At 64.2% G+C, this 25,576-nt stretch carries 24 protein-coding genes; 18 read left to right on the forward strand and 6 right to left on the reverse strand.

Annotation, left to right across the window (positions count from 1 at the left end; translation table 11 throughout):
• Positions 1-8 precede the first annotated feature (8 nt).
• The 3 genes from odhB (at position 9) to CWS72_RS07055 (ending at position 3,313) form a co-directional block, all read left to right on the forward strand.
• On the forward strand, positions 9-1,202 hold the full coding sequence (gene odhB / locus CWS72_RS07045; protein WP_101249871.1) for a 2-oxoglutarate dehydrogenase complex dihydrolipoyllysine-residue succinyltransferase: 1,194 nt from the start codon (positions 9-11) through the stop codon (positions 1,200-1,202).
• Between the two features lie 124 nt (positions 1,203-1,326).
• The gene (gene lpdA, locus CWS72_RS07050) at positions 1,327-2,733 is read left to right on the forward strand and encodes a dihydrolipoyl dehydrogenase (RefSeq protein WP_101249872.1); all 1,407 of its coding nucleotides are present in this window, start codon (positions 1,327-1,329) and stop codon (positions 2,731-2,733) included.
• A gap of 247 nt (positions 2,734-2,980) precedes the next feature.
• Entirely contained in the window at positions 2,981-3,313 is a 333-nt protein-coding gene (locus CWS72_RS07055) for a hypothetical protein (RefSeq protein WP_101249873.1), read from the forward strand.
• 16 nt (positions 3,314-3,329) lie between these two features.
• On the opposite strand, the gene CWS72_RS07060 is transcribed toward CWS72_RS07055, so the two are convergent.
• Positions 3,330-4,286 carry a tyrosine recombinase XerC gene (locus CWS72_RS07060; protein ID WP_420824053.1) on the reverse strand — a complete coding sequence of 319 codons (957 nt, stop codon included), beginning with the start codon at positions 4,284-4,286 and terminating at the stop codon, positions 3,330-3,332.
• Positions 4,268-5,002, reverse strand: coding sequence for a DUF484 family protein (locus tag CWS72_RS07065; RefSeq protein WP_241911617.1), 735 nt, complete (start codon positions 5,000-5,002; stop codon positions 4,268-4,270). The genes CWS72_RS07060 and CWS72_RS07065 overlap by 19 nt, the downstream gene beginning before the upstream one ends.
• Before the next feature lie 141 nt (positions 5,003-5,143).
• On the opposite strand from CWS72_RS07065, the gene CWS72_RS07070 reads away from it, so the two are divergent.
• From CWS72_RS07070 to cydC, 12 genes are all read left to right on the forward strand, one after another.
• Positions 5,144-7,357, forward strand: coding sequence for a primosomal protein N' (locus CWS72_RS07070; protein ID WP_101249874.1), 2,214 nt, complete (start codon positions 5,144-5,146; stop codon positions 7,355-7,357).
• Positions 7,358-7,590: 233 nt separating this feature from the next.
• Positions 7,591-8,145 (forward strand): F0F1 ATP synthase subunit delta, encoded by a 555-nt coding sequence (locus tag CWS72_RS07075; protein WP_101249875.1) that lies wholly within the window; start codon positions 7,591-7,593, stop codon positions 8,143-8,145.
• Positions 8,145-9,674, forward strand: a complete 1,530-nt coding sequence (atpA, locus tag CWS72_RS07080; RefSeq protein WP_101249876.1) for a F0F1 ATP synthase subunit alpha — start codon at positions 8,145-8,147, stop codon at positions 9,672-9,674. The genes CWS72_RS07075 and atpA overlap by 1 nt, the downstream gene beginning before the upstream one ends.
• 22 nt (positions 9,675-9,696) lie before the next feature.
• Complete coding sequence (locus CWS72_RS07085; RefSeq protein ID WP_101249877.1) at positions 9,697-10,584, forward strand: F0F1 ATP synthase subunit gamma; 888 nt, start codon at positions 9,697-9,699, stop codon at positions 10,582-10,584.
• A gap of 25 nt (positions 10,585-10,609) precedes the next feature.
• Positions 10,610-12,034, forward strand: coding sequence for a F0F1 ATP synthase subunit beta (atpD, locus tag CWS72_RS07090; RefSeq protein WP_101249878.1), 1,425 nt, complete (start codon positions 10,610-10,612; stop codon positions 12,032-12,034).
• A gap of 16 nt (positions 12,035-12,050) precedes the next feature.
• A complete protein-coding gene (locus CWS72_RS07095; protein WP_101249879.1) occupies positions 12,051-12,470 on the forward strand; it encodes a F0F1 ATP synthase subunit epsilon in 420 nt (139 codons plus the stop codon).
• A 234-nt stretch (positions 12,471-12,704) separates the two neighbouring features.
• Positions 12,705-13,508 (forward strand): acyl-ACP desaturase, encoded by an 804-nt coding sequence (locus CWS72_RS07100; RefSeq protein WP_101249880.1) that lies wholly within the window; start codon positions 12,705-12,707, stop codon positions 13,506-13,508.
• Between the two features lie 414 nt (positions 13,509-13,922).
• Entirely contained in the window at positions 13,923-15,506 is a 1,584-nt protein-coding gene (locus CWS72_RS07110) for a cytochrome ubiquinol oxidase subunit I (protein ID WP_101249882.1), read from the forward strand.
• 15 nt (positions 15,507-15,521) lie between these two features.
• The gene (gene cydB, locus CWS72_RS07115) at positions 15,522-16,676 is read left to right on the forward strand and encodes a cytochrome d ubiquinol oxidase subunit II (RefSeq protein ID WP_101249955.1); all 1,155 of its coding nucleotides are present in this window, start codon (positions 15,522-15,524) and stop codon (positions 16,674-16,676) included.
• 24 nt (positions 16,677-16,700) lie between these two features.
• A complete protein-coding gene (gene cydX / locus CWS72_RS07120; RefSeq protein ID WP_101249883.1) occupies positions 16,701-16,811 on the forward strand; it encodes a cytochrome bd-I oxidase subunit CydX in 111 nt (36 codons plus the stop codon).
• A 9-nt stretch (positions 16,812-16,820) separates the two neighbouring features.
• The gene (gene cydD, locus CWS72_RS07125; RefSeq protein WP_101249884.1) at positions 16,821-18,629 is read left to right on the forward strand and encodes a thiol reductant ABC exporter subunit CydD; all 1,809 of its coding nucleotides are present in this window, start codon (positions 16,821-16,823) and stop codon (positions 18,627-18,629) included.
• Positions 18,626-20,269 (forward strand): thiol reductant ABC exporter subunit CydC, encoded by a 1,644-nt coding sequence (cydC, locus tag CWS72_RS07130; protein WP_101249885.1) that lies wholly within the window; start codon positions 18,626-18,628, stop codon positions 20,267-20,269. Before cydD ends, cydC begins: the two co-directional genes overlap by 4 nt.
• A gap of 2 nt (positions 20,270-20,271) precedes the next feature.
• Here the strand turns inward: cydC and CWS72_RS07135 are convergent, their stop codons facing one another.
• Positions 20,272-20,976 (reverse strand): Crp/Fnr family transcriptional regulator, encoded by a 705-nt coding sequence (locus CWS72_RS07135; protein WP_101249886.1) that lies wholly within the window; start codon positions 20,974-20,976, stop codon positions 20,272-20,274.
• A 374-nt stretch (positions 20,977-21,350) separates the two neighbouring features.
• Here CWS72_RS07135 and CWS72_RS07140 point away from each other — a divergent pair, with 374 nt between their 5' ends.
• Positions 21,351-21,818 (forward strand): PadR family transcriptional regulator, encoded by a 468-nt coding sequence (locus tag CWS72_RS07140; protein ID WP_241911618.1) that lies wholly within the window; start codon positions 21,351-21,353, stop codon positions 21,816-21,818.
• A gap of 123 nt (positions 21,819-21,941) precedes the next feature.
• On the opposite strand, the gene CWS72_RS07145 is transcribed toward CWS72_RS07140, so the two are convergent.
• Entirely contained in the window at positions 21,942-22,679 is a 738-nt protein-coding gene (locus CWS72_RS07145; RefSeq protein ID WP_101249887.1) for an aspartate/glutamate racemase family protein, read from the reverse strand.
• 165 nt (positions 22,680-22,844) lie between these two features.
• Here CWS72_RS07145 and CWS72_RS07150 point away from each other — a divergent pair, with 165 nt between their 5' ends.
• Positions 22,845-23,306, forward strand: a complete 462-nt coding sequence (locus tag CWS72_RS07150) for an Lrp/AsnC family transcriptional regulator (RefSeq protein WP_101249888.1) — start codon at positions 22,845-22,847, stop codon at positions 23,304-23,306.
• A 140-nt stretch (positions 23,307-23,446) separates the two neighbouring features.
• The gene (locus tag CWS72_RS07155; protein WP_101249889.1) at positions 23,447-23,815 is read left to right on the forward strand and encodes a NifB/NifX family molybdenum-iron cluster-binding protein; all 369 of its coding nucleotides are present in this window, start codon (positions 23,447-23,449) and stop codon (positions 23,813-23,815) included.
• Positions 23,816-23,867: 52 nt separating this feature from the next.
• Here the strand turns inward: CWS72_RS07155 and CWS72_RS07160 are convergent, their stop codons facing one another.
• Complete coding sequence (locus tag CWS72_RS07160; protein WP_101249957.1) at positions 23,868-24,395, reverse strand: RNA pyrophosphohydrolase; 528 nt, start codon at positions 24,393-24,395, stop codon at positions 23,868-23,870.
• A gap of 26 nt (positions 24,396-24,421) precedes the next feature.
• Positions 24,422-25,144 (reverse strand): divergent polysaccharide deacetylase family protein, encoded by a 723-nt coding sequence (locus CWS72_RS28745; protein WP_420824054.1) that lies wholly within the window; start codon positions 25,142-25,144, stop codon positions 24,422-24,424.
• Positions 25,145-25,576 lie beyond the last annotated feature (432 nt).

A 25,576-nucleotide genomic window follows, 5' to 3' on the forward strand; every position in this document is an offset into this window, starting at 1 on the left:
AGAGTCTGATGACCACGCAAATCGTTGTGCCCGCTCTGGGCGAATCCGTGACCGAGGCGACGATCGCCAAATGGTTCAAGCAGGTCGGTGATGCCGTTGCCGCCGACGAGCCGCTGGTCGAACTGGAAACCGATAAGGTGACCGTCGAGGTCAATGCTCCCTCGGCCGGGACGTTGAGCGAAATCGCCGCCGCCGTCGGCGTCACCGTGGAAGTCGGAGCCCTGTTGGGGGCCATCGACGCATCGGGTGCCCCGGCCAAGGTGGCCGCTCCGGCGCCGGCTGCCGCCACTCCCGCCGCCACTCCCGCCGCAGTGAAGGGAGATCATCCTCCGGCGCCTTCGGCGCAGAAGATGATCGCGGAAAACAAACTGGATGCGGCCTCTATCGCCGGTAGCGGAAAAGACGGCAGGATCACCAAGGGCGACGTCATTTCCGCTCTGGAACGCCCCGTTCCGGCCGCCCCGGCCCCCACCCCCGTTCCGACTGTCCGCGCCGAGGACCCGCGCGAAGAGCGGGTCAAGATGACGCGCCTTCGGAAGCGGATCGCCGAACGGCTGAAGGCGGCCCAGAACACCGCCGCCATGCTGACCACCTTCAACGAGGTGGACATGACGGCGCTGCTGGCTCTGCGCAACCAGTACAAAGAGGGCTTCGAGAAGAAGCACGGCGTGAAGCTGGGCTTCATGTCCTTCTTCGTCAAAGCCTGTGTCACCGCGCTCAAGGAATGGCCGGCGGTCAACGGTGAAATCGACGGCGACGATGTCGTCTACAAGAATTACTACGATATCGGCGTGGCGGTGGGAACGCCGAACGGGCTGGTGGTGCCGGTGGTGCGCGATGCCGATAAGCTGAGTTTCGCCGGTGTCGAGAAGACCATCGGCGGTTATGGCAAGAAGGCCCGCGATGGCAAGCTGACCATCGAGGAGATGACCGGCGGCACCTTCACCATTTCCAACGGTGGCGTCTACGGCTCGCTGATGAGCACGCCGATCCTCAATCCGCCGCAGTCGGCCATTCTGGGCATGCACAAGACCCAGCTTCGCCCGATGGTCATGCCCGACGGCAGGATCGAGGCGCGGCCGATGATGTATCTGGCGGTGTCCTACGATCACCGCATCATCGACGGTCGCGAGGCGGTGTCCTTCCTGGTCCGCGTCAAGGAATGCATCGAAGATCCGCAACGCATCCTGCTGGATATGTAACTTCGACGCTTCGACTCAATTTAAGCCCCTCCCTTTCCGTCATTGCCGGGCTTGACCCGGCAATCCATGGACCCCCGGACCTAAGTCCGGGGGTGACGAAGGGGCCGGATGAAGGTGTTTTTCAATGAGCGATCTTTCCTTCGACGTTGTGGTCATCGGCGGCGGGCCGGGCGGTTATGTCGCGGCCATTCGCGCCGCGCAGTTGGGCATGAAGACGGCCTGCGTCGAAAAGCGCGGCAGCCTGGGCGGTACCTGCCTCAATGTCGGCTGCATTCCGTCGAAGGCGCTGCTGCAGTCCTCGCACCATTTCGAAGAGGCGAATCATCATTTTGCCGCCCACGGCATCAAACTCGGCAAGGTCGAGCTCGATCTCGCCACCATGATGGCCAGGAAGCAAAAGGTCGTTCTCGACAACACCAAGGGCATCGAGTTTCTCTTCAAGAAGCACAAGATTACCTATCTGGTGGGGGCCGGCCGTATTGCCGGGGCGGGCAAGGTCGAGGTCGCCGGTAAAGAGGGCACCCAGACGATAACGGCGAAAAGCATCGTCATTGCCACCGGTTCCGATGTGACGCCGTTGCCGGGTGTCGCCATCGATGAGGCGCAGATCGTCTCTTCCACTGGCGCGCTGGAACTGCCCAAGGTGCCCAAGCATCTGGTGGTTATCGGGGCCGGCGTCATCGGTCTCGAACTGGGCTCGGTTTGGCGGCGCCTGGGATCGGAAGTCACCGTGGTCGAATTCCTCGACCGCGCCCTTCCGTTGCACGACGGCGAGATATCGAAGCAGGCCCAGCGCATCCTCGAGCGTCAGGGCATGAAGTTCAAGCTGGGCACCAAGGTCACCGCGGCGAAGACGGACAAGAGCGGCGTCAACCTGACCCTGGAACCGGCCAAGGGTGGTGATAAGGAGGAACTGTCCGCCGATGTGGTGCTGGTGGCCATCGGCCGCCGGCCTTATATCGACGGCCTGGGCCTCAAGGAGGCGGGAGTCGAGACCGATGCCCGCGGCTTCGTCAAGGTCGATGCCCATTTCCGAACCAATGTGCCGGGCGTTTATGCCATCGGCGATGTGATCGGCGGCGTCATGCTGGCCCACAAGGCGGAGGAGGAGGGCGTGGCCCTGGCCGAATTGCTGGCCGGCCAAGCGGGACATGTCAATTACGACGCCATTCCGGGGGTCGTCTACACTTGGCCGGAAGTCGCCAATGTCGGCAAGACCGAGGAACAGTTGAAGGCCGAAGGCGTCGCCTACCGGGTGGGCAAATTCCCCTTCACCGCCAACGGCCGGGCCCGGGCGAACGGCGACATCGACGGTTTCGTCAAGATTCTGGCCGATGCCAAAACCGACAAGGTGCTGGGCTGCCACATCATCGGGCCGTCGGCCGGAGATCTGATCGCCGAGGTGGTCCTGGGCATGGAATTTTCGGCCGCGGCGGAGGATATCGCCCGGACGTCGCATGCCCATCCGTCCCTGGCCGAAGCCGTCAAGGAAGCCGCCCTGGCCGTCGACGGAAGGCCGATTCATATCTGAAATCTTTAAAATTCGGGCGGTGCCGCGAGACATCCGGTGCCGCCCATTGAGGGCTCGGTGATCGGTTTCGATCACCGAGAATTGGTATTCGCCGGATTGCCCGGGGCTTCATCGCTTCCCGCCTCGACAGACGGCTCGCCCCTCTTCTAGAATGGGGGCCCAGCGATCTCGTGCGAGTTTCCGTGACGTTCCGTCTTTTTGCTTTCCGGTGTCATCCTGGCGATTCAAGGCCGGAAGGGACCGGCCGATGAGGCTGCCCCAAGCGACCTGTTCCAGGACTGAATGGCGGCGTAGGAGACGGCTGCGGGTCATCATCCGGCGGTTCAGCCTGGTCGGATCGGGGGCATCGCTCATGATATTGGGCGTCCTGTCGGTGCCGACGCCGGTGCCGATCGGTTTCGTCCTGTTCGCCGTCGGGCTGTATCTGGCGGCGCGCGGGTCGAAACGGGCGCGGCGCTCGGTCAAGCATTTGCGCCGCCAGGTTCCCCTTCTTTCGCGGGGTCTCAATTCCATCAAGCACCGTCTGCCGCCCCGCTTACAGGCATTCATCGAACGCAGCGATCCCGACCCGCAGAGCTGAGCGGGAGGTTCGATCTTTATTCGTCGGATGTCTTGGCCCGCGGATGGGCGTCGCGATAGACGGCGGCCAGTTTGCCGGCGTCCACCTCGGTGTAACGCTGGGTGGTCGACAGCGAGGCGTGCCCCAACAGTTCCTGAATGGTCCGCAGATCACCGCCGCCCGACAACAGATGGGTGGCGAAGCTGTGGCGGAGCGCGTGCGGCGTCGCCGTGTCGGGCAGGCCCAGCAGCGCCCGCAGCTTGCGCATCTGGCGCTGGACGACTCCGGGATTGAGCCGTTTGCCGCGCGCGCCGACGAACAGTGGGGCGTTCGCGTCACCGACGTAGGGACATTGCCCCAGATAGAGGGCGACGGCCTCGATCACCGCCGGCAGAACCGGGACCAGACGCTGCTTGCGCCCTTTGCCGGTGATGACCATCACCTCGCTTCTGGGCGCTTCGCCCCGGTTCATGGACAGGGCTTCGCCAAGACGAAGCCCGCAACCATAGAGCAGGGTGAAAAGGGCGGTGTCGCGGGCCGCCATCCAGGGCTCGGTTTGCAGTTCGGCGGCGCTTTCGATGGTCTCCAGAGCCTCGTCCGCCGCCAGGGGCTTGGGCAGGCCGCGTGGCGGGCGGGGGGCGCGAACGGCGCCGAGCGACGGGTTGTGCACCAGATGGTTGCGATCGAGATAACGAAAGAAGCTGCGCAGCGAGGACATGGCGCGCGCCATCGAGGTGCGCCCCAGTCCCTCGGTCGATCGCCGGGCGAGAAAACTGCGAAAATCCGCCGGTTTCAGAGATGAAAGATCGCCGAGGCGGGGCTCGCCGCCCAGATGATCGGTGAGAAAACCCAGGAACGCGGCGAGATCGCGCCCGTAACCGTCGAGCGTATGGGCGGAGGCACGGCGTTCGTCGGCCAGCCAGCCCCGCCAGGCGGCCAGGGCCGCCTGCAAGGGGGCGTCGCCCAGGAAGGGGATCAGTCCTCCAGCCACCAACGCTGAATGCAATCCTCGACGACGCGGGCCAGGAATCCGAGAAGCTCCGTGCCCTGTCCGCCGTGAAATCCCCGTTCGTTGCGCGAACCCATGGCCAACAGCCCGTTCGGCAGATCCTTCGGATCGAGACGGACCAAGGCGCAGGAGGCGACCAGTTCGGCGCCATCCCCGAAAATGGCGGGATCGCCGGTGGTCGATGAGCGCAGCATGACGTCGCCGGCGCCCAGGGTCTGTTCCAGGAAATCGCGGGGGAAGGTGCGGATCCCGGGAATGATCGGCAAAGGCCGATCACCTTCTTCGAAGCCGATGGTGGCGATGTCGACATCGAGCAGGGCGGGCAGATCTTCGGCCACCACCCGGGCCAGGCCGGTCATGCTGCCCGCTTCCAGAATGGCGAGTGCCGCCTCATGGGTGCGGGTCTGGGTCGACATATTGCTGCGCGAGGTGGTGATCAGATGCTCGGCGCAGCCGCGCAGATGCTCCATTTCCTCGCGCAGGCGGCTGATCACATGCTGCTGGAGATCCACCACCGGGCCGCCGTTGAAGCGGGAGGGCGGGGCCAGCTTGCCCAGCAGGTCGGGATGATCGAGCAGGAAGTTCGCATGATCTTTGAGATAGGACACCACCTGCTCGTCGCTGACCGGCGGTGGCGGCGTGGTGTCGACGGTTTCGCTTTTACGCGCCATGTTCAGTCCCCCGGCCCGGGCGGGCGCCATGAGGCGGCTCCGCGCTCAGAGCTTTACAACCGTATACGACATCGCGGGGGTATGAAAAAGAAGTCATTTATAAATCAAGATCCTTGAGGCCGGAAAGGTGCCGACTGGTGGTTCGGCGGCACGGCGGTTAGAGTGTAGACCATGCTCTTCCCGACTGCCAATTCCCAAGCACAAATCCCGCCCGCCTCTTTTCAGCCCGGCGAGGCCGTGGCCATCCTGCTTCCCCTGCCGCTCGCCGGATCCTACGACTATACCGTCGGTCCCGGACAGCGGCTGGCGGCCGGCGATTTCGTCCGCGTGCCGCTGGGAGGCAGGACGGTCTGCGGCGTCGTCTGGGGAGCGGGGAGCGGCCTGGTCCCCGTCGAAAAGCGCCGAGCCGTCGAGGAATGCCTCGATCTGCCGCCGCTGCCGGAAGAGTCGCGAAAACTGGTCGATTGGGTCGCCGCCTACACGGTCTCGCCCCTGGGCGCCGTGCTGCGGATGGTCATGAGCGTGCCTGCCGCCCTCGATCCGCCGCCGGCCGATCCGGTCGCCTATGTCGCCGCTCCGCCGCCGGCCTCCCTCAAGATGACCGAGGCCCGCCGCCGCGTGCTGGAGGCTGCCGGTCAGCCGTTGCCGGCCGCCGAACTGGCCCGGCTCGCCGGGGTCGGCGCATCGGTGGTCAAGGGCTTGGCGGATGCGGGGGCGCTTACCCGGCTCGTCATGCCGCGCCGCACGCCCGGCGCGTTGTCCGATTGGCGGAGGGAGGGGTTCCCCCTGTCGTCCGATCAGGCCGCCGCCGCCGCCCATCTGCGCGCCAAGCTGTCCGGGGGCTTTTCCGTCACCCTGCTGGAGGGGGTGACGGGGTCCGGCAAGACCGAGGTCTATTTCGAGGCGGTGGCGGCGGCCTTGGAACAGGGGCGGCAGATCCTGGTCCTCCTCCCGGAAATCGCCCTGTCCGCGCAATGGTTGGCCCGTTTCGAGCGCCGCTTCGGCGCCCCGCCGCTTGAATGGCATTCCGAACTGGGGCAGGCACAGCGCCGCTCGTCCTGGCGTGCCGTCGCCGAGGGGCGGACCCGCGTGGTGGTGGGAGCGCGCTCGGCCCTGTTTTTGCCCTATCCCGATCTCGGCCTGATCATCGTCGACGAGGAGCACGACTCGTCATTCAAGCAGGAGGAGGGGGTGATCTATCATGCCCGGGACATGGCCGTGGTGCGGGCCCGGCTGGGCGGACTGCCGATCGTTCTCGCCTCGGCGACGCCGTCTTTGGAAACCCAGACCAATGTCGAGGCCGGCCGGTACGAACGGGTGCATCTGCCGTTGCGCCACGGAGGGGCCGATATGCCCGATCTCGCGGTGATCGACATGCGTCGGCACGCTCCACCCCGCCAGACCTGGCTGTCGGCGCCGCTGGTCGCCGCGGTGGAGGAATCGCTCGCCGCCGGCGAGCAGGCCATGCTGTTCCTCAACCGGCGCGGCTATGCCCCCCTGACCCTGTGCCGGGGCTGCGGCTTGCGGCTGCAATGCCCCCATTGCACCGCCTGGCTGGTCGAACACCGTCATGCCGGACGGCTGCAATGCCATCACTGCGGTTATATTTCGTCCAAACCCCCGGTCTGTCCTCAATGCCAGGCCGAGGACAGTTTCGCCGCCTGCGGTCCAGGGGTCGAGCGTCTGGCCGAGGAGGTGGCGGCGAAGTTTCCCGACGCCCGGGTCCGCATCATGGCCAGCGATACATTGAGCGGACCGCGCGCCACCGCAGAATTGATCGCCAGCATGGAGCGCCGCGAGATCGACCTGCTGATCGGCACCCAGGTGGTGGCCAAGGGGCATCATTTTCCGCTGCTGACCCTGGTCGGCGTGGTCGATGCCGACCTAGGGCTGGCCGGCGGGGATCTGCGGGCGGCGGAGCGGACCTTCCAGTTGCTGTGCCAAGTGGCCGGGCGCGCGGGACGCGCCGCCCGCAAGGGGCGCGTCCTGCTGCAGACCTATCAGCCCGACGATAAGGTGATGCGGGCGCTGGTCTCCGGCGACGCCGAGGAATTCTACCGCGCCGAGGCCGACGATCGCCGGATCGCCGGAATGCCGCCCTTCGGCAAGCTGGTCGCCCTGATCGTTTCCGGCCCGGATCCCGATCAGGTCGACCGGGTCGCCCAGCAACTGGCCCGTCTGGCGCCGCGGGACGGCGGAATCGAGGTCCTCGGCCCGGCCCCGGCTCCCTTGGCCCTGCTGCGCGGACGGCATCGCCGGCGCCTCCTGCTGAAGGCATCCCGCTCGACCAAAGTCCAGGGAGTGATCCGCCAATGGTTGGGACGGCTTGGTCCGCAAAGCGCGGTGCGTATCCAGATCGACGTGGATCCCTACAGTTTTGTCTGAGAAATCCCCATCCACCCGCATCCGCCGGTATTCTCCTGTCGAGAAACATCTCAAAAAGAGCAATTCCCGACAGGAGATTGCTCGGGAGTCGTCTTGCCAGCCATCCCTCGATATGCTAGTTAACCCACGCATTGCCGGGGGCCTTTTGCCTGCCTTGCGATATTAATCAATAAAATCAATAATTTTCGACCGACCTTGTAATTCGTTGCGGCAATGGATGGGGACCGTATCAAGTGTCATCCGAAGTCACTGGTTCAATCGCCGAACGTTACTCCGCGGCCTTGTTCGAATTGGCCGAAGAGCAATCCTGTCTCGATGCGGTCGCCGCGGACTTGAAAAGTCTGAAGGCTCTGATCGTTGAAAGCGAGGATCTGCGCCGCCTGCTGAAGAGTCCGGTGCTGAGCCGGAGCGAGCAGCGGAAAGCCATCGGCGCCGTGGCGGAGCGGGCGCAGCTCAGCTCCTTGTCGAAGAATTTTCTCGGGCTGGTGGCGAAGAACCGCCGCCTGTTCGCCGTCGAGGGCATGATCGCCGCCTATCTGGCGCGGCTTGCCGCGAAGCGGGGAGAGGTGACGGCAGAGGTGGCTTCCGCCGTGCCGCTTGCCGAAAAACAAATCGGGGCGATCGAAACCGCCCTCAAAAAGGTCGTTGGCAGCAATGTCACCTTGGACGTCACCGTCGATCCCGGCCTGCTTGGCGGCCTGATCGTGAAGGTCGGCTCACGGATGGTGGACGGCTCGCTCAGGACCAAGCTGCAACATCTACAGCTCTCTATGAAAGGGATCGGGTGATGGAAATCCGGGCCGCGGAAATCTCCGCTATCCTCAAGGAACAGATCGCGAATTTCGGTACCGAAGCGGAAGTCGCCGAGGTCGGCCAGGTCCTTTCCGTCGGTGACGGCATTGCCCGCGTCTATGGCCTGGACAAGGTCCAGTCCGGTGAAATGGTCGAATTCCCGGGCGGCATCAAGGGAATGGCGCTGAACCTCGAGGCCGACAATGTCGGCGTCGTGATTTTCGGCGATGATCGCACCATCAAGGAAGGCGACACGGTCAAGCGGACCGGCGCCATCGTCGAAGTGCCGGTGGGCAAGGGACTGCTGGGCCGCGTCGTCGACGCGCTGGGTAATCCGATCGACGGCAAGGGGCCGATCGTCGCCGAGAAACTGTCCCGCGTCGATGTCAAGGCGCCGGGCATCATTCCGCGGAAATCGGTGCATGAGCCGATGTCGACCGGCATCAAGGCCATCGACGCCCTGATCCCCGTCGGCCGCGGCCAGCGCGAGCTGGTGATCGGCGATCGGCAGACCGGCAAGACCGCCATCCTGATCGACACCATCCTCAATCAGAAGCGCTTCAACCAGGGCAATGACGAGACGCAGAAGCTCTACTGCATCTATGTCGCCATCGGCCAGAAGCGTTCGACCGTGGCCCAGCTGGTCAAGACCCTGACCGACAACGGCGCCATGGACTATTCCATCATCGTCGCCGCCACCGCTTCGGAGCCGGCGCCCTTGCAGTATCTGGCGCCCTATGCCGGCTGTGCGATGGGCGAATATTTCCGCGACAACGGCATGCATGCCCTGATCATCTATGACGATCTGTCCAAACAGGCCGTGTCCTATCGCCAGATGTCCCTGCTGCTGCGTCGCCCGCCGGGCCGCGAAGCCTATCCCGGCGACGTCTTCTATCTGCATTCCCGTCTGCTCGAACGCGCCGCCAAGATGGGCGATGCCGCCGGCGGCGGCTCGCTGACCGCGCTTCCCGTCGTCGAGACGCAGGCCAACGACGTTTCGGCCTATATTCCGACCAACGTGATTTCCATCACCGACGGCCAGATCTTCCTCGAGACCGAACTGTTCTACAAAGGCATCCGTCCGGCGGTGAACGTCGGCCTGTCGGTGTCGCGCGTCGGTTCCGCCGCCCAGATCAAGGCGATGAAGCAGGTCGCCGGCTCGATCAAGCTGGAACTCGCCCAGTACCGTGAAATGGCCGCTTTCGCGCAGTTCGCCTCGGATCTCGATCCGGCGACGCAGAAGCTGCTCAATCGCGGTGCCCGCCTGACCGAGCTTCTGAAGCAGCCGCAATACGCGCCGATGGCCACCGAGGAAGAGGTCGTGTCGATCTATGCCGGCGTGCGCGGCTATCTCGACAAGCTGGCCGTCAACGACGTCGGCCGCTTCGAGGCGGCGCTCCTCAGCGAGTTGAAGGCCAAGCACGGCGACATCCTGCAGGCCATCGTCAAGGAAAAGCAGATCACGGCGGCCACCGAGGAAAAGCTTAAAGCCTTCCTCGACGCCTTCTCCAAGACCTTCGTCTGATCGCGCAAGGAACGGCAAGCCGATGCCCAGCCTCAAGGACCTAAGGCTCAGGATCACCAGCGTCAAATCGACGCGCAAGATCACCTCGGCCATGAAGATGGTGGCGGCCTCCAAGCTGCGCCGGGCGCAGTCCGCGGCCGAGCAGGCCCGTCCTTATGCGGTCCGCATGGAGCGCATGCTGGGAAATCTGGCCGGCAGCATGGCCGGACAGAGCGGGGCTCCCCGGCTGTTGGCGGGAACGGGACGCGACGACGTCCATCTGCTGGTGGTCATCACATCGGATCGTGGCCTGTGCGGCGGCTTCAACGGATCCATCGTCCGCTCGACCCGCCTCCTGGTGAGCGATCTGCAGCGGGCCGGCAAGACCGTGAAGCTGGTGACCGTCGGCCGCAAGGGCCGGGACCAGTTGAAGCGCGACCTGGGCCGCCTCTTCATCGAGACCTACGAAGGCATCGGCCGCAAGGGCGTCTCCTTCGCCGAGGCCAACGATATCACCGCCAAGATCGCGGCGCTGTTCGATGCGGGTGAATTCGACGTCTGCACGGTTATCTACAACCGTTTCAAATCGGCGATCTCGCAGGAAGTGACCCGCCAGCAACTGGTGCCTTTCCCTGTACCGGAAGTGACGGCCGGGGCCGAAGAGCAGGCGACGAAGGCATTGTACGAATATGAGCCCTCGGAAGAGGCCATTCTCGCCGACCTGCTGCCGCGCAATCTCGCGGTGCAGATTTTCCGTGCCCTTCTGGAGAGCAGTGCTTCCGAACAGGGGGCGCGGATGACGGCGATGGATAATGCGACGAGAAATGCCGGCGACATGCTCAATGCCTTGACCATCCGCTACAATCGTTCGCGTCAGGCGCAGATCACCAAGGAACTCATCGAAATCATCTCCGGCGCCGAAGCGCTGTGACGGTCTATTCTAGGAGCTCGCTCTCATGACGAAGAACAATGTCGGCATCATCACCCAGGTCATGGGCGCTGTCGTGGACGTGCGCTTCGATGCTGGTCTGCCCTTCATGCTCTCGGCCTTGCACACCGAAAACCACGGCAAGACCCTGGTGCTCGAAGTGGCGCAGCATCTTGGCGAAAACGCCGTGCGGACCATCGCCATGGATTCGACCGACGGCTTGACCCGCGGCCAACCGGTGACGGATACCGGCGCGCCGATCTCCGTGCCGGTGGGACCGGAAACCCTGGGCCGCATCATCAATGTCATCGGCGAGCCGATCGACGAGCGCGGGCCGATCGGCACCACGAAGACCCTGCCGATCCATCAGAAGGCCCCCGAGTTTATCGAACAGTCGACCGAGACCGAGATCCTGGTCACCGGCATCAAGGTCATCGACCTGCTGGCGCCTTACGCCAAGGGCGGCAAGATCGGCCTGTTCGGGGGGGCCGGCGTCGGCAAGACGGTGCTGATCATGGAGTTGATCAACAACGTCGCCAAGGCGCACGGCGGCTATTCGGTGTTCGCCGGCGTCGGCGAGCGGACCCGCGAAGGCAACGACCTTTACCACGAAATGATCGAATCGGGCGTCATCAAGCTCGACGGCCCCGGTTCCAAGGTGGCCCTGGTCTATGGCCAGATGAACGAGCCCCCGGGCGCCCGCGCCCGCGTCGCCCTGTCCGGTTTGACGCTCGCCGAATATTTCCGCGACGAGGAAGGCCAGGACGTGCTGTTCTTCGTCGACAATATCTTCCGGTTCACCCAGGCGGGCTCGGAAGTTTCGGCGCTCCTCGGCCGTATTCCCTCGGCGGTGGGCTATCAGCCGACCCTGTCGACCGAAATGGGCACCATGCAGGAGCGGATCACCTCGACGAAGAAGGGTTCGATCACCTCGGTCCAGGCCATCTATGTGCCGGCCGACGATCTGACCGATCCCGCTCCGGCGACCTCCTTCGCCCATTTGGACGCCACCACCGTTTTGAACCGCGCCATCGCCGAGCTGGGCATCTATCCGGCCGTCGATCCGCTGGATTCGACCTCGCGCGTTCTGGACCCCAAGGTGGTCGGCGAGGACCATTATCAGGTGGCGCGCGACGTGCAGCGTATCCTGCAGACCTATAAGTCGCTGCAGGACATCATCGCCATCCTGGGCATGGACGAACTGTCGGAAGAGGACAAGCTGGTGGTCGCCCGCGCCCGCAAGATCCAGCGTTTCCTGTCTCAACCCTTCCATGTGGCCGAAGTTTTCACCGGCAGCCCGGGCAAGCTGGTTTCCCTCGAAGACACCGTCAAGGGCTTCAAGGGGATCGTCGCCGGCGAATACGATCACCTGCCGGAATCGGCCTTCTATATGGTCGGCGCCATCGAGGAAGCCATCGAGAAAGCCAAGAAAATGGCCGCCGAGGCGGCCTAAAGGATCAAGGTGAAGCATGGCTGAGAAGGTCGAGTTCGAGCTGGTTTCGCCGGAGCGCCTTTTGGTCTCCGAGCCGGTCGAAATGGTCGTGGTTCCCGGGACCGAAGGCGACTTCGGCGCTCTTCCCCACCACGCGCCCATGATCACCACCGTCCGTCCGGGCGTCATCGATATCTATCAGGACGGCAAGGTGACCGATCGCATTTTCGTCGCCGGCGGCTTTGCCGAAGTGACGGAGACGCGGGTGACCGTGTTGGCCGAAGAAGCGACCAAGGTCGCCGAGCTGGATCCGGCCGAGGTGAACAGCCGTCTCAAGGCCGCCGAACAGAGCGTCGAAGAGGCCGACGGCGACGCCGCCCGCAACGAGGCCCGCCGCGGCCTGCTGGTTGCCCAGGCGATGCGGGTGGCGCTGGACGCGGCTCTGCCGCTGCACTGACCTTCGGGCCGGGTGACGATCGGCCGGCACCAGATCCTTTTCGCTGATGGGACGGCTGCCTCGCTGGAGCCGTCCTTTTTTGCGTGCCGTTGTCCGTTATGACCTGGGGGTTTTTGGTCGCCGTCGGTCGGGATGGGAGAGGCCTCTAAAGTTTCCCCTCGCTTGCTCTTCCATCTTTCCCTGCCGATATATTGAGTTAGCTCGAATGGCACGACAGCGAGGAGATGGCAAAATATGCCACGTTGGACGCAGGATGACATTCCGTGGGATGACTTCGATCCGGCCCGCTTGCAACCCGATCACCTGAAGCTGGTCAAGGCCGCCAGCCTGACCGAATACAATGCCGCCCGTTATACCCAGTATCTGAAGAACGTTTTCGCCGGGGACGACGACTTCGCCGCGATCATCGCCGGCTGGCAGGCGGAGGAGGAGCAGCATGGCGCCATCCTCGGCCGTTATGCCGAATTGGCTGATCCGGCCTACGATTTTTCCGCGACCTTCGAGCGTTTTCGGGACGGCTATGTGATTCCGGTCGATGTCTCGCAATCGATCCGCGGCTCGCGCGTCGGCGAATTGCTCGCCCGCTGCATTGTCGAGACGGGGACCAGCTCTTTCTACATGGCGCTGTCCGAAGCCTCCGACGAGCCGGTGCTGAAGGCGATCGCCAAACATATCGCGGCGGACGAACTGCGCCATTACCGGATGTTCCTCGACGGCATGCGCAAGCATCAGCCGATCGAAAGGGTCAGCCTGCCGGGACGGCTCAGGGTGGTTTTGGGGCGGATCCGCGAAAGCGACGATGACGAACTGGCCTTCGCCTATCATTGCGGCAATGAACCGGGCGAGGACTATGATCGCCTTCGCAGTAATACCGCCTATGGCGCCCTGGCCTACCGGATATACCGATTTCCCCACGCTCAGCGGGCGGTCGGCATGGTGTTCAAGGCAACCGGCCTCAATCCGCAAGGGTGGCTGGCCCGGCAAACGGCGCGGTGGGCCTGGAGGAAAATGCAGGCGCGGGTGCTTCGGGCGGCCTAAGGCCTCGGAGGCTCTATCGCCGGGGGGCCGTAGCCTTCAATCCCCCGTCCGGCCGGTTTGATATCCGGATATCCCCCCACCGTGGCGCGCAAGGATGGGCAATCCGTTCAGGCGGTCATCGGAGTCTTCGGACCGGTGTTCCACTCCCTTCGCCGGGCCTCCGCCCATTGTCATCTGAAAGCTTTCCAACGCCGCCTTGCCGGACAGCTGAGCCCGCATTGCGAAGGTTGTGATACAGATGTGAGAATCACAGCGTAAGGTTGTCCCGACAAAAATGCAGGACCGCCTTGCACGCATGATAATTGTCATTATTGTAATTTCTGATTCTTTCTAAGCTTCCTTTCAGACTGAGCCAGACGCATATTGCGGGAGCCGAGCGCGTCTTCGCGCCAGCATTCCGTTCGGAGCGCGAGAATGATAGATCAGCTTTTCGTTGAACTTTCGCGGGGGCAATTCGCCGCTACCGCGATGTACCATTTCCTGTTCGTGCCTTTGACCTTGGGCCTCTCCTGGATCCTGTTGATCATGGAGTCGGCCTATGTGATGACGGGCAACCAGATCTACCAGGACATGACGCGGTTCTGGGGCAAGCTGTTCGGCATCAATTTCGCGCTTGGCGTCGCCACCGGACTCACCATGGAATTCGAGTTCGGCACCAACTGGTCTTACTATTCCCATTATGTCGGCGATATTTTCGGGGCGCCCCTGGCGATCGAGGGCCTGATGGCCTTCTTCCTTGAATCGACTTTCGTCGGCCTGTTCTTCCTGGGATGGGAACGGCTCTCGAAGCGCCAGCATCTGGCGGTGACCTTCTTCACGGCCCTGGGCTCGAATCTGTCGGCCCTGTGGATCCTGGTCGCCAACGGCTGGATGCAAAATCCCGCCGGTTCGGAATTTTCGGCCAAGACCATGCGCATGGAAATGAGCAGCTTCTTCGACGTGTTGTTCAATCCGGTGGCGCAGGTGAAATTCGTGCACACCGTCGCCGCCGGCTATGTCACCGCGGCGATGTTCGTCCTGGCCATCAGCGCCTTTTACATGCTGAAGGGACGCGACCTCGGCTTCGCCAAGCGTTCCTTCGCCATCGCCGCCGGCTTCGGCCTGGCCTCCGTCCTCTCGGTGATCGTCCTCGGCGACGAGAGCGGTTACACCCTGGGCGACGTCCAGAAGACCAAGCTGGCCGCCATCGAGGCCGAGTACGACACCGAACCGGCCCCCGCCGCCATCACCGTCTTCGGCATCCCCAACGACCAGACCCTGCATACCGACTATGCGGTGAAAATTCCCTGGGTCATGGGATTGATCTCCACCCGCTCGATCAACACTCAGGTCACCGGCATCAAGGACCTCATCGCCGAGCATGAGGTGCGGATCCGCTCGGGAATGCTGGCTTACGGCAGTTTGCTGAAGATCAGGAAAGGGGCGACTGACGAGGAGACGACCCAGACCTTCGCTCAACACAAGGTCGATCTGGGATATGGTCTGCTGTTGAAGCGCTACACCGACAAGGTCTCCGACGCGACGCCCGAGCAGATCGCCGCGGCCTCCAGGGACACCATTCCGCCCGTCGCGCCGCTGTTCTTCGGTTTCCGCCTGATGGTGGGGCTGGGCTTCCTGATGCTCTTCCTGATCGGCGCTTCCTTCTATTACACGCTTCGGCGCAGCATCGCCCAGCAGCGCTGGCTCCTCAAATTGCTTCTGTGGAGCATTCCGGCCCCCTGGATCGCTTGCGAAATGGGATGGTTCGTCGCCGAATTCGGCCGTCAGCCCTGGGCGATCGGCGAGGTGTTGCCGACCTTCCTGGCGACGTCCAGCCTGACCTCGGGCGATCTCATATTCAGTCTGATCGGATTCCTCGTCTTCTATACGGTCCTGCTGGCGGTCGAAGCCTTCCTGATGGTGCGGTTCGCCCGCAAGGGACCGGCCTCCCTCGGCACCGGAAAATATTATGGGGAAAACGGCGCACCCCACGGCGTCACGCCCATCCCCGCCGAGTAATTGGAGACCGTCGTCATGCTTATCGATTACGAAACTCTCAAATTCATTTGGTGGATTCTGGTCGGCGCTCTGTTGATCGGCTTCGCCATCACCGACGGCATGGACATGGGGGTCGCCAGCCTTCTGCCCTTCGTCGGGCGGACCGACGACGAGCGTCGGGTCGTCATCAATGTCGTCGGACCCCATTGGGACGGCAATCAGGTCTGGCTGATCACCGCCGGCGGTGCCATCTTCGCGGCTTGGCCCGACGTCTATGCGGCGGCCTTCTCCGGCTTCTACATGGCGATGCTGCTGGTGCTCTTCGCCTTGTTCTTCCGTCCCCTTGGCTTCGACTATCGCGCCAAGATCGACGATGCCCGCTGGCGGCGGGTCTGGGATTGGGCTCTATTCGCCGGAAGCATCATTCCCGCGCTCATTTTCGGCGTGGCCTTCGGCAATCTGCTGCAGGGCGTGCCGTTCCATCTCGACGAGATGCTGCGGGCCCATTACGAAGGTTCCCTGCTGACCGCGCTTTTGCCGCTGCTCAATCCGTTCGCCCTGTTGGCCGGCGTCATCAGCGTCGCCATGCTCTGCATGCATGGTGGCGTCTGGTTGCAGCTTCGTACCACCGCTCCGATTTCCGAGAGGGTCAAGGGGGCGATCACCCTCATGGGATTGGTCGCGGTGCTGGGTTTCGTGCTGGGGGGCGTATGGATCGCCTACGGCATCGACGGTTTCCGGGTGGTCAGCCAGCCGGCGCCGGGCGGCGTGAGCGATCCGCTGGCCAAGACCGTCGTCATGGAGCATGGGGCGTGGCTCGCCATCTATTCGAAGGTGCCCCTGTCCATGCTGGCGCCGGCGATCGGCATCGGCGGACCATTGGTGACCATCCTGCTGTCGCGTCTCAACCGGCCGGGACTGGGCTTCGTCACAAGCGCGCTGAGCGTTGCGGGCATCATCGGGACGGCCGGTCTGTCGATGTTCCCCTTCATCATGCCGTCGAAGACCCATCCGGGATCCAGCCTGACCGTCTGGGATGCGACCTCCAGCCATCTGACCTTGACCGTCATGTTCTGGGTGGTGGTGATCTTCCTGCCGCTCGTCCTCATCTACACCGTCTGGTGCTACCGGCGCATGTGGGGGAAAGTGACGCTCGACCACGTCCAGACCCACGGCCATTCGGCGTATTGAGGCCTTTGAAAGGGATATCGTGACATGTGGTATTTCGCCTGGATTCTGGGTTTGACCGCGGCCCTGGCCATCGGGGTGATCAACGCCCTGTGGTATGAAGCCGATCATGCGTTCGATCGCGACAGCGACGAGTGATGTGATCCGATGAACGACCGGCCCTCCGGCGGGCCGGTCGCCGCACAGGGCGCGCCGCAGACCGCCGCCGCATCGGCCTTCCTGAAAGCCCGGATTCCTCCGGTGCGGCGTCCGCTGAGCTTGGCCGCCGCCGCCGCGGCGATCAACGCCATTCTCCTGATTTTCCAATATCGGCTGTTGGCCACGGGTGTCGACGCGGTGTTGTTCGCCGGTCGCGATCTGGCCGGCGTCTGGCCGAGCCTCTGGCCGATACCGGGGTTCATCCTGCTCAGGGCGGCCGTCGTTTGGGCCGGCGACGCCGCCGCCGGCACGGCCGCCGCACGGGTCAAGCAGAGCGTGCGGATGGATCTGCTGGATCATCTGATGTCGATCGGTCCGGTGCCGTTGCGCGAAGAGCGCGCCGGCGCCTTGAGCACCCTGCTGGTCGAGGGTGTCGAGGCCCTGGAGCCTTACTACGCGCGGTTCCTTCCGGCGATGGCGAGCGTCGTCCTGGCGCCGCTCGCCGTCCTCGCCGCCGTCCTCCCGGAGGATTGGCTGTCGGGACTGGTCCTGCTGCTGACCGCCCCCTTGATTCCGCTGTTCATGATTCTGATCGGCCGCGGGGCCGAACGGCTGAATCAGCGCCAATGGTCGAAACTGGCCCGCATGGGGGCGCACTTCCTCGAGGCGTTCCAGAATCTGACCACCCTCAAACTGTTCAACGCCAGCCGGCGCGAGGCACTGCTCATCGCGCGCATGTCGGAAGACTATCGCCTGGCCGTCATGGCCGTGCTGCGGGTGGCGTTTCTTTCCGCGCTGGCCCTGGAATTTTTCGCCACCCTGGGTGTCGCCCTAGTCGCCGTCTTCATCGGCTTTCGCCTGCTGGATGGCGGCATGGGGTTCGAGCGCGGCTTTTTCGTCCTGCTGGTCGCACCGGAATTCTATCTGCCGCTGCGTTCCATGGGGGCCCATTACCATGCCCGCATGGAGGCTGTCGGAGCGGCCAGCGGGCTGATCGGCCTGCTCGCCCATCCGCGTCCCGGCCGTCCGTCGGGCAGCGCCGAGGGGGGCACCGGCAGCGTTTCGGCCGCGCCCCGCGTGGTGTTCGACGCCGTGCATCTCGTCTATGGCGACGGCCGGAAAGGATTGGACGGCGCCGATTTCCATCTGGACCCCGGCAGCGTCACCGCGCTGGTGGGGCCGAGCGGCGCCGGCAAAAGTTCGGTTCTCAGCGTTCTTCTGGGATTCGTGCCGCCCACGGCCGGATGCGTGCGGATCGACGGAACCGCGCTCACTGACATGGATCCGGAGGAATGGCGGCGCCTCATCGCCTGGGTTCCGCAAGCGCCCTATCTGTTTCGCGGAACCATCGCCGACAACATCCGGCTGGGCTTCCCGGATGCCGACGACGACGCCATGGCGGCGGCGGCGGGTCTGACCGGGGCGGGGGACTTCATCCGTTCGCTGCCCGGCGGTTATGGCTATGAGATCGCCGAGGGCGGCGGCGGGCTTTCCGGCGGGCAGCGGCGGCTGATCGCCCTGACGCGCGCCGCGCTTCGTCCGGCGCCCCTGGTGATTCTCGATGAACCCACGGCCAGCCTGGACAGGGCCAGCGAGAAAATGGCCGGGGAGGCCATCCGGCGGTTTTCCGCCGGGCGAAGTGTCCTGGTCGTCGCCCATCGCCTGGAAACCGTGCGGTCCGCCGACATGATCCTGGTGATGGAGGGCGGCCGGGTGGTCGAACAGGGACGTCATGACGGGCTGATGGCGGCCGGCGGCCTTTATGCCGGCCTGGTGCGAAGCGGCGAGGCGATTTCCGCCGTGGATGGGCAGGCATGAGACTCTTCGTCCGCCTGCTGCTTCTCTATCGCTCGTCCTGGGGATGGATGGCGCTGGGCGCCGTCCTGTCACTGGCGGCGTTGCTCGGCAATGTGGCGCTGATGGGAACCTCGGGATGGTTCATTGCCGCCATGGGCCTGGCCGGGGCCGTCGGCGGTACGCTCGACTATTTCAGCCCGGCCGCCCTTATCCGCGCCTGCGCCATCATCCGGACGGGAGGACGTTATGCCGAACGACTGGTCACTCACGAGGCCACCTTCCGCCTGATCGCCCGCCTGCGGACATGGCTTTTCGGAAAAATGGAGCCGCAATCGCCGCTCGCCCTGGGCCGCTATCATAGCGGCGACCTGGCCAGCCGGTTGCGCACGGACCTCGATCGGCTGGAAACCGCCTATTTGCGCATCGTCCTTCCGCTTGTGATCGCCCTGGCCGCGACGGTTCTCATCCTGGCCTGGTTGGGTCGCTTCGCCGCGGTCTTCGTCCTGATCGAGGCGGCGGCCCTGATTTTCTCCGGCTTGGCCGTTCCCCTGCTGCTATCCCTCCGTTCGGCCCGGTGGTCGCGCCAGCGGGTCCGTTTGATGGTCCGCCTGAACGAACAGGCGATCGACGGCATGCAGGGAATGGGAGAATTGCTGGTTTTCGGCGCCGCCCGCCGTTTCATCGCGCGGTTCGCCGCGGTGAGCGGGGAGGCCGTCGCCCTTCAGGCCCGGCTGGCGCGTCTTGACGGCCTGTCGCAGGCGGGAATGCTCTTGGGATCCAATTTAGCCCTGTGGGGCGTGGTGGTCGCGGCCATTCCCCTGGTGCGGCGGGGTGATTTGGCGCCGGCCGATCTGGTCATGGCCGGGCTGGTCGCCCTATCGGCGTTCGAAGCGGTGGCTCCTCTGCCCGGTGCGTTTCAGAGCCTGGGTGCCGTCCTGGAATCGGCCCGGCGGATTTTCGCCATGGCCGACGCCTGTCCGCCGGCCGCGCCGTCGCGAGAGCACTCCGGCCTCCGGCCCGATCGGTGCGACCTGCGGTTGACGGGCGTGGGATTCACCTATGACGGTGCCGCCCATCCGGCCGTCCGCGCCCTCGATCTCGATTTTCCGCAAGGGCGGCGGATCGCGGTGCGCGGTCCCACCGGTGCCGGGAAAAGCACGCTGGTTCTATTGCTGACCGGTCTCTTGGAGCCCGACGAGGGGACGATCACGCTGAACGGCCGGCCGGCCGGGAATTATGACGGCGAGACGCGGCGCGCCTGCTTCGCCGTGGCGTCCCAGTCGCCGGGCCTGTTCTGCGGCACGCTGGCCGACAATCTGCGTCTGGGGAAGCCGGATGCCGGCGATGCTGACCTATGGCATGTTCTGGGCGTGGCCGGATTGTCGGATTTCGTCGCGGCCATTCCCAATGGATTGAACTGCTGGCTGGGGGAGACCGGCCTGACGATTTCGGGAGGCCAGGCGCGACGCCTCTCGATCGCCAGGGCGCTGCTCCGCGACGCGCCGGTGGTTGTGTTGGACGAGCCCGGTGAAGGATTGGACTATAGCTCGGAACGGGCGATGTTGCGGGCCGTGGTCGAGGACCTGCGCGGACGAAGCCTGTTGCTGATCACCCATCGCGCCGCCGGCCTGGATCTGATGGACGACATCGTCTTCCTGTGATTTTAACAGTCGGCGGCGGCGATGCATTCCAATTGGTCGATGTCGCAGCGATAACGGTTGCCGGCCAGTTCGAACAGGGCGTCCCGGCGCTTCAACTCGGCGACGGTGCGGCTGGCGTGTTCCGTGGTGATGCCCAGCATCGCCCCCAGATCCTCGCGCGAGAACAGGGTTACCGTGCCGTCGGTTTCGACGAGATGAATGAGCAGGCGGGCCAAACGCTGGGACGCTTTGCCGGTGGACAGTTCGGTCAGCCAATCGTCGGCCTGGTGCAAGGCCTGATGCCAGCGCTCCATCAGTTGCCGGTGAAGGCGGGGCGTTTCCCTGGAGAGGCGTTCCACCACCAGCCGGGGAATGCGGCAGGCCGATGTCGGCTGTAAAGCGATGGCGGTATGCTCATAGGGCTGGCCGACGGTTACCTCCAAGCCGGCCGTGGCGCCGTGTTTCAACAAGCGGACGGTGCGCTGCATGCCGTCTGGAAGATATTGCACCAGCTTGATCAGCCCCGCCCGGACGGTAAACAGGGCGTCGCCTTCGTTTCCGGCGGAATAGAGGGGCTTACCGGCCTCGATGTCGATCTCCTCGATCGGCAAATGGATCAGGCTGAAATCATTTTGTTGAAGATCGGCGAACAGCACCAGATCGCGGATGCCGCAATCCCGGCATTGGGTGCCGCCTCCCCAGGCGGAATCGATTCGGCCTTTTTTCATGCGGCGGTCCGGGGCGGAAAAGCGTGATCGGCTGGAATGAGATCCCCTCCCGGATCCGATGCCGCGCGGCGGTCTCGATGCGGCGATGTGAGGGCACCATACATCAGCTTTTCGGCTTCGGAACGCAAGATCCGGGTTCCTCTTGTTTCCGATACAGTTTCGATATATCTTATTTTCGTTATATCGAAACTGTATCGGAGAAGGCAATGCCTTGCGACAATCAAAAACACTCACCTGGCCGTCACGGCCACCATTCCTATCGGGATCAAATCTCATCTGACGGACCGCGAGACGGCGGAGAGGGGGGGCACGCCGGTTGCCGTCACGCCCATGGCGATTTTCGGCAGGAGCGCGGACATGGCGGCGGCGGGCGCATGCGCGGGGGACGACTGGGCCGGTTCTTCGAGCATGGCGATCTGCGTTTCGTCGTTCTCGGCCTGATCGCCGAAAAACCGCGTCATGGCTATGAGATCATCAAGGCCATAGAAGACAGCGTGGGCGGCGCCTATAGCCCCAGTCCCGGCACGATCTATCCCACTCTCACCTTGCTGGAGGAACAAGGCTACATCGCCATGGAAGCGAGCGAGGACAGCAAGAAGAGCTACGCCATGACCCCGGATGGCCGCGCGTTTCTGGAGACCAACCGTCCCATTGTCGATGCCCTGCGGGCCCGAATGGCGACGATGACCGAGGATGGACCGGCACCGCAAATCATCCGGGCCATGGAAAACCTGAAACTGGCGTTGCGCCTGCGACTGGGCCGGGGGCCGCTGACCGGGGAGCAGATCGCTCATATCGCCGAAGTCCTCGACCGGACGGCCGGAGAGATCGAGCGGAGTTGACGCCATGACTCCACGGATCAGGACAAGGTTGAGGCATCTCGCCTTGTCCGGAGCCCTCGGCCGGGGCGCGGCGCCCGAGCCGAAGGAGACGGATGCCGATCCCGCTCCGGATGGAACGGTGTCTCAGCCCAAGGCCAATGAACGCAGGGCCGGCATGCCCTCCACCTCGTCGACCGACATCAGGTCGAGGGCCGCGTCCGCATGAAGCAGGGTTGAATCGAAAACGGGCAGGTCGATGTCCGAGGGTCCGACCAGCAGGCCGATTTCGGTGCAGCCGAGGATGACGCTGTCGGCCCCGTTCCGCCGTCCCTGTTCCATGATGGCGCGAAAGGCGGTTCGCGAATCCTCGCGCAGGATGCCTTGGCATAGTTCGTCGAAGATCACCCCATGCACGATCGCGCGCTCCGCCGCGTCGGGAAGAAGCGGGGCAAGGCCGTGGCGCGATGTCAGCCGGTCGACATAAAACGTCTGCTCCATGGTGTAGCGGGTAGCCAGCAGAAGCGGCCGGCGGCAACCGGCGGCCACCACCGCGGCGCCGGTCGTATCGGCGATGTGCAGCAGGGGAATGCCGATTGCGGCCTGCACCTCGGCGGCCACCTTATGCATCGTATTGGTGCAAATCAGGATGACCCCGGCCCCGGCCGCCTCGAGCGCGCCGGCCGCATCCGCCAGTTCCGCCGCCGCTTGCGTCCAGGCGCCGCGGGTCTGCAGATCGACGATGCGGGCGAAATCGAACGACCGTAAAAGAATATCGGCCGAATGAAGCCCTCCCAGGCGGCGCCTGACCTGTTCATTGAGGTGGCGATAATAGACGGCAGTGCTTTCCCAACTCATGCCGCCGATCAATCCAATGGGTTTCATCTTTCTATCCTGACTGTCGCGATGGCTGATTATTGGGAAAGCCTAGCGCTCGATATGCGGAAAATGGCTGCAATTTTTCCCCAATTTTCGGCTATATGTGCAAATTAGAACCCCTATTATCAGTAATTCGGGGATTAATATTTTTTTAGAAGGAGCCGTCTCGCCATGTTCGATGAAACGGACCGGCGGATTCTCGGCCTGCTACAGGCCGACGCCGACATGCCCATCGCCGAGATCGCCGGGCAGGTCGGGCTTTCCGCGTCCCCCTGTTGGCGCCGGATCAAGAGGATGGAGGAGGCCGGTCTGATCAGCCGCCGCGTCGTCCTGGTCGATCGCGTCATCGCCAAGGTGCCGCTGACGATCTTTGCCGGGGTGCGCGTGCCGAGCCATTCCGTCGACTGGCTCGAGAGGTTCCGGCGGGTGATCGCCGACATTCCCGAGATCGTCGAGGCCTATCGGCTGGCGGGGGAAATGGATTACCTGATGCGCATCGTGGTCCCGTCGATCGAGATTTACGACCACGTCTACAAGCAATTGATCGCTCAGCTCGAATTTCGCGACGTGACCTCTTCGATCTCGATGGAGGAGATGAAGTTCACCACGGCCGTTCCCCTGCATTATCTTTGACGGCGGCTCTCGATCGATAGGCGGGCGCGACGATAATTATCAATGCCGAGCAGCCTCGAACCGAGGGAGGATGGCCCTTGGGTCTCAAAGGGGCGACGAGGACCGAATGACCGTCGTCCGAACGAAACAGGACATAAGACATGCTGAAAGTTGCCGTTCCGTCGCGTGGCCATCTGGTCGATGAACATTTCGGCCATTGCGAAGCCTTCACCATCTTTTCGGTCGGCGAGGACAAGGAAATCGTGGAGGAGACCCGCCTGACGCCGCCGCCGGCCTGCGGTTGCAAATCGAACCTGATCTCGACTCTGGTGGAGATGGGAATCAGCGTGCTGGTCGCCGGCGGCATGGGGCAGGGCGCCGTCAGCTATCTCAATCAAAACGGAATCAAGGTCGTCCGCGGCGCCGCCGGCCCGGTTCGGGGCGCCGTTCGGGCCTGGCTGGATGGGTCCCTGGAGGACAGCGCCGAGGTCTGTCAGGCGCATGGCAGCGAAGGATGCTCGTCGCACTGACGACGGGAGTCCCTGAGGAATTGCCGCGTCTTTTGCGCGCGAACGACACGCGTCAAATGGTCCCGGTATTGCTCCGGGTGGCCGCGGAAACGGCCAAGTCGCTGGCAATCGGGGTGAATTCGCGGACGATGGCGCGGTAAAGATCGCGTTTGAAGGGCACGACCAAATCGGGCAACTGGTCGAAGCGCGACCAGCGCCAGTCGCAGAATTCAGGGTGCTCGGTCCGGATGTCGATATCGCAGTCGCGGCCGGTGAAACGCAGGGCGAACCATTTTTGCTCCTGACCGCGAAACCGGCCTTTCCAGACCTTGCCGACGAGATCGGCCGGCAGGTCGTAGCGCAGCCAGTCGGCGCTTTCACCGAGAATCTCGGCGCTGTCGGTGCCGATTTCCTCCTTCATTTCGCGAAAGGCGGCCTGGCGCGGCGATTCGCCGGCGTCGATCCCGCCTTGCGGCATTTGCCAGGCGTCGATGTCCGTATCGATACGTTTCGCGGTGAAAACCAGCCCTTGCGCATTGAACAGCATCAGTCCCACGCAGGGACGATAGGGCAGCGTGGTATGATCGGCGGCGTCGCTCATGACTTTCCCCTTGGCTTCGCGCTTGCTCAATGCGCTGCCGCGGTTCGCACGACGGCGCTGATGGGGGCCAGGGCGACCCCTTTCTGCGGGAACGTGCCAACCCAGGCCAGAAGCCGTTCCATGGTGACGGGACGGGCCGAAACATAAGCCAGGGCGCTTCCGTCGCGCTGGGCGGCGGCCAGCAGGCGGCTCAACCTGACATCGATGGCGACCCGGAAGGGGGTCTCGTCGGCCACCAGGGTGACCGACAGGGAGGCCGGGGTGTCGGTGGCGGAAACGCCGACCAGGCCGTCGCCGACGAACAACAGGCCCCGGTTCTTCAGATCGCGCAGCACGGGCGCCCATTGCTCTTTAGTGGTGACGGGTGAGCGCAGGCCGGCGGCGACACCGACATAGCTGGTGGTTTTGGCAAGAATGGCGTCCAGATGAGCGACCGCGTCGACGGGGCCATGGCGCGAAAGGATGGCCAGGGGACCGGCGTCGTGCACGGGGAAATTCGGCGGCTCCAGGGGCAGGTCTATCAAGACCTCGTGCCCGGCCGCACGCGCGCGCTTCACCCAGGTGTCGAGATTGTTGGTATAGGGGCTGAACGACAGGCTGACGTCCGGCGGCAGCTTGCTGATCGCCGCTTCGGTCGCCTCCTTCGACAAGCCGAGGCCGGTTACCACGATGGCGATTTTCGGCGGATTGCCTTCGACGGCGAAAGGCCTGGCATAGACGGCGCGGGCTTCGCGACCGCCTGAAACCACCGGCAAGGGGCCGTTGGAGCTGTTGCGCAGAAGATCGTTGGCGGGGGCCGGTGAAAGCGGTTTCAGATCGTTGCGTACCGGCAATTGGGCGAACGTCGGCGGCGTCAGGGGTTCCCCGCCCGGCGGTATGGCGGGCTCCGACATGGCCGGCGGCGGCGGGATGGCATTGGTATCGGCGGCGGTCGATGGAATATTGGGCAGGGCGACCTGCGGGGGCTCGGAAGGCGTGCTGCTTTTCGGAGCCTCCGGAGCCGGAGCGGTGGGCGTCGCCGGGACCGGCTCCATGGCCATCTTGACATCGCGGTCGGCCGCGGGCGGCTGGATCAGCGAATCGCCGGGGCGTTCGCCGCCGGGCCGGGCCGGCATGGTCATTTCGATCCGCGGAGCGCTGGTCATCCCGGCCAGCAGTTCCGAAGGAGTCTCCCCGGTTAC

The sequence above is a fragment of the Telmatospirillum siberiense genome, from assembly GCF_002845745.1.
GTDB lineage: Bacteria > Pseudomonadota > Alphaproteobacteria > Rhodospirillales > Magnetospirillaceae > Telmatospirillum > Telmatospirillum siberiense.